This window comes from Rickettsia sp. TH2014, from assembly GCF_019249195.1.
Lineage (GTDB): Bacteria > Pseudomonadota > Alphaproteobacteria > Rickettsiales > Rickettsiaceae > Rickettsia > Rickettsia felis.
Map to the genome: position 1 here is coordinate 1 of NZ_MXAX01000172.1, position 6,398 is coordinate 6,398.

Here is a 6,398-nt window from a genome sequence, read left to right on the forward strand (position 1 = left end):
ATAATTTTTATAATGTCTGTAAGATTAAATCTTGACTTCTACAGCTAATTGTTATTACATATTCTTAAGAATCGACGGTGATAACATAATGCTTAGCTCTTTTAGAGCTTTATCTTCTACATAGCTTGGAGCGTTCATTAGTAAATCTTCAGCTTGCTGATTTAAAGGAAATGCAATTATTTCTCTTATATTAGTTGCTTCTGCGAGTAGCATAACGATTCTGTCAATACCGGGAGCTATTCCGCCATGTGGTGGAGCACCAAACTTAAATGCTCTAATCATACCGCCAAATCTCTTATCAACTTCCTCCTCACTATAACCTGCTATGGAAAATGCTTTATACATAATTTCCGGCTTATGGTTTCTAATAGCACCGCTGGAAAGCTCAATACCGTTACAAACAATATCATATTGATAGGCGTTAATTTCTAATAACTCTGCAGTAGTTTTAGCTTGCTCTAAAGCTTCTAAGCCGCCTTGTGGCATAGAAAATGGATTATGGCTAAAATCAATTTTTCCTGTGTCTTCATTTAATTCATAGAATGGAAAATTGGTAATCCAGCAGAATTTAAAGCAGTCTTTTTCGAGTAAATCAAGCTCTTCGCCAAGTCTTATTCTAACCTTGCCTGCAAGCTTTGCAGCTTTTTCTTTTTTATCGCTAGCAAAAAATACGACATCACCGTTACTAATACTAGCTGTAGCTTTTAGACTCTCTAATTGCTGCGGGCTTAAGAATTTTGCTACCGGTCCTTTTGCTTCACCGGTTTCACTAAACTGAATATAACCAAGTCCACTTGCTCCTTCGGATATTGCAAACTCTATCATTTTATCGAAGAAGCTACGAGGCAGTGCAGCTGCCTTAGGAGCAGGAATTGCACGAACAATACTACCTTTTTTGATATTCTCTCTGAAAATCGTAAAATCGGAATCTCTAAATATCTCAGTTACATCAACAATTATAATAGGATTTCGTAAATCAGGCTTATCAGAACCATATTTTAGCATAGATTCATTATATGGAATACGAACAAAAGGAGTCTCTGATACTTTTTCAGCCGTGAATTTAGTGAATAAATCATACATCACAGGCTCAATAGTACTAAATATGTCTTCCTGTGTAACAAACGACATTTCTACATCTAGCTGATAAAACTCGCCAGGTGATCTATCGGCTCTTGCATCTTCATCCCGAAAACAAGGAGCAATTTGGAAATAACGATCAAAGCCTGATACCATCAATAACTGCTTGAATTGCTGAGGTGCTTGCGGTAACGCATAGAACTTACCCGGATGCATTCTACTCGGTACTAAGAAATCTCTAGCACCTTCAGGTGAACTTGCCGTTAAAATCGGTGTTTGAAATTCGGTAAAACCTCTTGCCGTCATCAAATGACGAATATGAGAAATAATTTGTGAGCGGAGTATTATATTATTATGCAATTTCTCACGTCTAAGATCTAAAAAGCGATGTTTAAGCCTCGTCTCTTCTGGAGCATCTTTTTCAGTATTAATAACAAAAGGTAGAGTATCTGCAGCTGATTCAACAATAAATTCACCTGCTAAGACCTCAATATGACCTGTCGGAAGCGCATCATTAATAGTATCATTTGATCTTGCTACAACTGTACCCCTTACCGTAATTACCGACTCATAACGCAAACGACTTGCATCTTCCATAAGCTGCTGGTTTTGATCGGTAAACACGATTTGAGTTATACCATAATGATCGCGTAAATCTATGAAAACTAGATTACCGTGATCTCTTCTTCTATGTACCCAACCGGATAATTTAACTTCTTTCCCAACATCGGATATTTGTAATTCGTTACAATTATGAGTTCTATATTTATGCATTTTCTACGTATATTTCTTTCCTTTATACATATACATAAAATTACAGAGTTTCGCAAATAAAAACTAAAGTTTTATCTTGCCAAAATTTTATCTTGATATTGCAGCAGCTTTTGGCTTTGATGGGAGTTGCTGATGATTTTGTTGCTCCGGTTTTACTTGATTTAACTCACCTTTAATCCATTCATATATTGCTTTCTTAGGGTTTTTAATTATCTCTGCAACATTTTCTACTAGATTTATTATTCCTCTAACTAACGATAATACATCTTTTGCTATTTCACCTATAGAATTATTACCTGCTTGTAGTTTTTCTTGGTCTTTATTGGACAAATTACTACGTATGTTATTCATTCTTGATTTAAGCTCATCCTGTTCTAGCTCTTCTTTTGTAAAATGTGACTTAAGTTTTCTATCAACAATTTTTTGTTCTTCCGGAGTTAAATTTTTGTATTGATCAACAAGCTTATTAACTTTTTCTTGTTCTTCCGGTAGTTTTGAAATATTTTCAGCAATATTTGGCATTTGTTTCCCTTATAAAGTTAAAACATATTAATTTTGCCCATTATATATATTTTTTAACTTTATACAAGAAAAACTTTAATAGAAATTAACCTTTGAACGCAGCCTTAATACCTAGAAAGTCTAAAAAATTTCGTAATTCTTGACGTGCAAGTACGTGTGAGCTATTAAACGCTCTATCATATTTTGCAGTTTTTAGATCAAGTAATGTTAGACCTTGTAAAAATAACTCCCTATATATTACACGTTCACTAAATCCTTCTGCGAGTTTAAAGTTAATTCTTTTAGCAAGTTTAGCTAATACATTCCCTACGCGTCTTTTATTTAATGCATCAAGATTACTTAAACGATTACGCAGTATTACCCAATCTATACTAATTCTATCACGACTAGCACGCTCCATTTTCTGTTCCCAAATCATTTGACTATATATTGATGGGCTAATAATTTCATCTTTGCTGTCGACTTTTGCTATTACGTCTAAATCTAGAAAGCTGTCATTAATCGGTGTAATAATTGTATCGGCGTAAGAATGAGCAACTCTTGATAAAGGAGTATGACTGCCTGGGGTATCAATCACTATATAATCGGCATCCTGATTATTTGCAAGTACTTCCTTAAAACTCTTTGCTTGTTCTTCCGCATCGCTTTCCGATATATGAAAATGTTTCGGTACTAATACCGGTTTATCAAGATTTTGCTGATTATATAAATCTCGATTTTTTAAATAGCTGGTTAAAGAACCTTGACGTGAGTCGGTATCAATACTTACTACCGAATAATTTTGATAAAGCAGAGCTATTATTAAGTGCATGCAACAGGTAGTTTTACCTGCCCCGCCTTTTTCATTACCTATAACAAATATATAAGGTTTATTTATTGTGTTCATAATTATATTCAGAATAAACAAATAGCAAATAGATGACTTTTCGTCTGAGCTACGGAAAAACTGTAAGTTTTGTACGTACGCAATCTCAGGAGTTTGTTATTATTGCATGAGATTGCTACGCAGCCTATGGCTGCGTAGCTCATGACGACTCGGTTTCTACGCAACAAAGCGACTCTAGAATAACGTTAAATATATTCTTTAATGAATTTCTCAAGTAGCCTCACGCCATACCCCACTGCCCCTTTCGGACCGAGTGCTGAAGCTTTATTACTATTTGCAACACCTGCTATATCTAAATGAGCCCAATCTACTCCATCTTTAATGAAACGTTTAATGAAATGTGCAGCCGTGCAGCTTCCGGCAGCTCCCGGTACGTTCCCTATATTTGCCATATCAGCAATATCGGAGTTAATCATTGCATCGTACTCATCATGAAGCGGCATTCTCCAAAGTTTTTCATTAACTTCTTCCCCTACTTTTATTAACTTATCAGCTAGCTCATCATTATTGGAAAAACAACCGGCATATGTACTACCGAGTGCTACAGTTATTGCTCCTGTTAGAGTTGCAACGTCAATCACGCATTTAGGCTTAAATTTTTCTTGTGCATACCAAACTGCATCAGCAAGTACTAAACGCCCTTCTGCGTCGGTATTTAAAACTTCGGCAGTTTGCCCTGACATAGTAGTTACTACATCCCCTGGACGCTGTGCATTACCGGACGGCATATTTTCAACAAGCCCTACAACACCGACTATATTTACAGGTAATTTTTGACCGGCAACCGCAATCATAGCACCCACGACTGCTGCAGAGCCTCCCATATCGTATCTCATTAAATGCATATTACTTGACGGCTTTAAGGAAATACCGCCTGTATCAAAAATCACTCCTTTACCAACCAAAGCAATAGTCGGAACGTCTTTACTGCCGCCTTTATATTCCATTACTACTAATTTTGACTCGTTTTGTGAACCTTGACCGACCCCAAGTAATGCACCCATACCAAGATTTTTCATCTCACGTTCACCGATAACGTCAACATCTACTCCGAACGGTTCAAGTATATCAACTATTCTTTCAGCATAAACTTGCGGAGTTTTAATATTTGACGGTTCATTACATATATCCCTTGTAAAAAATACTGCCTCAGCAATTAATTTTTTGACTTCAAATAATTTTGCCACTTCAGTACTATTATCGGTAAAAATCTCAATTGACTCTACTGCAAACTTGTCTGCTTCTTTTAAGGTAGTTCTATATTGATCAAATCTGTAAGAAGCAAGAAACGCCCCACTAGCAACTAAAGATGCGAATGTTTGAGATGTAAACCTGCTAATGCTATTTGTAAGTTTTAAGCCGATAGTAGAAATTTTAGCACAAATAGCATGTTGTAAGATTTTACCACCTAACTCTTCAATTTTTGCTTCAGTTAATTTTTCTTCATTCCCAAGACCTGCTATTATCAAATATCTAACCTCGCCTGATTTAATGACAGACGGAATAACTTTAATCTGTCCATATTTACCGGTAAATTGCAGTTTATTCTGAATAGTTTTAGAAATTAATCCGTGATGTTGTTGATCGAGGCCTATTAAATTACTATCAAGCTTTAACTGTTCATCAATAAAAACTACTAGACCCTGATTAGTAGATGATTCTTCGTTCACAAAATTTATGTTAAGCATACTCATTCCTTATATTACTTTTGACTTTGGATAATTCTATTTATCTTGATAAAACTTTGCAAGTATTATAATTGATTTAAAACAAAATCTCATCAAATAGCATTTGACAAATGTTAATGTTTTTTATATTTTGCTGACGGATTAGTTAAATTTAAGTAATAACATGCCAGTATATGACATCACTTCTCATTTAATTAAGCAGAAGTATACTATGATTAAAACATCATGTGAGCTAAACCAAGATATGGATGAGATTTATAGCCTCACCCCTCATCCATTACGATATACTTGCCTTAACTATTTAAAGTTATTATCTCTACCTATATCGCTAGCATTTTATGTAACAAAGCTTTGTTTTACGGCTGATCCTGTATGGACATGGATAGGGATTAATATTTTGTATAAGAAGATGGATCAAGCAATAGCCAAAAAAATATTACACGGCTTACCTGACGAAATAGAAGCAGATCAAAATATACCTAAAATTGTCGAGTATGTATTTAAAAAATATGAAGAAAACCCTACATTAGCACCTCTTGTTGAACCTACATTTATACAAAAATTTTTAGCAGAGACCGGTAAATATATTCCTGCTTTTTCTAAAATAGTAAAGTTTTGGAATGAAGGAGGAATTAATTATTCTGATGAAATACAAACAAAACGAGAATTAATTGGCGTTATTTATAAACAAATTGTTTCTAAAGCTTATGAAGTAGGTAAAAAAGGAGAAAAGCTTGAAATAACGGATTTGAAAGAACTTTTCCCAGAGATAAATTTTGAAGAAAAAATCAATATTGAATCAGAAAATCTTGAAATAGATAAGGTAGAAGTAAGCAATGAAGAGCTTTCAATTTCTGAATTGCCTGTTAGACATCTTTCTAAACCAGCTTATAGAGAGGAATTTAAAGGAGATACGGAATGCAGCACCGCAGCGTATATAGACATATGTGAGGATGCAAGTCTAGGCTCGACATCTAAATCACCTCTAGAAGTGCAGTTTGGAAAGATTGATCAAAAACACGAAGAAGCTACGATTACTACTAATGCAAATAATGGTATTAACCCATTAGTAAACTTACTCATGTTAAAAGCTTTACATGATGGAATTTGTCAAGAGGCACCGAAAACTTATATTGAACATTGTTTAGCAGAAATTCAGATATCTAAAAATCAAGAAATACTTAAAAACTTCCGATATGAAGATTCTTTAGCAAGATTACAATTATACGGTAATTATAATTATGATAACAATAATACGTATATCTTTGAACAACCAGTATCTTATTTAGGTCAAACTTACGAGCATTTAACAGCACCGATCGCTTGTTATTAAAGAATAATTCCTACAAAATAAGAAAAAGCCTATAAAAAACTTAGTTTTTATAGGCTTTTTTTTGTCAATAATGCGTAGTAAGGTTATTTGGTCGTGCCTCCGTATTGCAGTTTAG

At 34.4% G+C, this 6,398-nt stretch carries 5 protein-coding genes; 1 reads left to right on the forward strand and 4 read right to left on the reverse strand.

Features of this window, described 5'->3' with window-relative positions; translation table 11 throughout:
• Positions 1–54: 54 nt before the first annotated feature.
• The 4 genes from aspS to KYQ89_RS03310 form a co-directional block, all read right to left on the reverse strand.
• Positions 55–1,854: an aspartate--tRNA ligase gene (aspS, locus tag KYQ89_RS03295; protein WP_218460391.1), complete on the reverse strand. Its 1,800-nt coding sequence runs from the start codon at positions 1,852–1,854 to the stop codon at positions 55–57.
• 87 nt (positions 1,855–1,941) lie between these two features.
• Entirely contained in the window at positions 1,942–2,376 is a 435-nt protein-coding gene (locus tag KYQ89_RS03300; RefSeq protein ID WP_218460392.1) for a DUF3106 domain-containing protein, read from the reverse strand.
• 85 nt (positions 2,377–2,461) lie between these two features.
• Positions 2,462–3,262 (reverse strand): division plane positioning ATPase MipZ, encoded by an 801-nt coding sequence (locus KYQ89_RS03305; protein ID WP_218460393.1) that lies wholly within the window; start codon positions 3,260–3,262, stop codon positions 2,462–2,464.
• A 185-nt stretch (positions 3,263–3,447) separates the two neighbouring features.
• Entirely contained in the window at positions 3,448–4,950 is a 1,503-nt protein-coding gene (locus tag KYQ89_RS03310) for a leucyl aminopeptidase (RefSeq protein ID WP_218460394.1), read from the reverse strand.
• Positions 4,951–5,113: 163 nt separating this feature from the next.
• Between KYQ89_RS03310 and KYQ89_RS03315 the strand changes: the two genes are divergently transcribed.
• Positions 5,114–6,283, forward strand: a complete 1,170-nt coding sequence (locus KYQ89_RS03315) for a palindromic element RPE1 domain-containing protein (protein ID WP_218460395.1) — start codon at positions 5,114–5,116, stop codon at positions 6,281–6,283.
• The last annotated feature ends 115 nt before the right edge of the window (positions 6,284–6,398 follow it).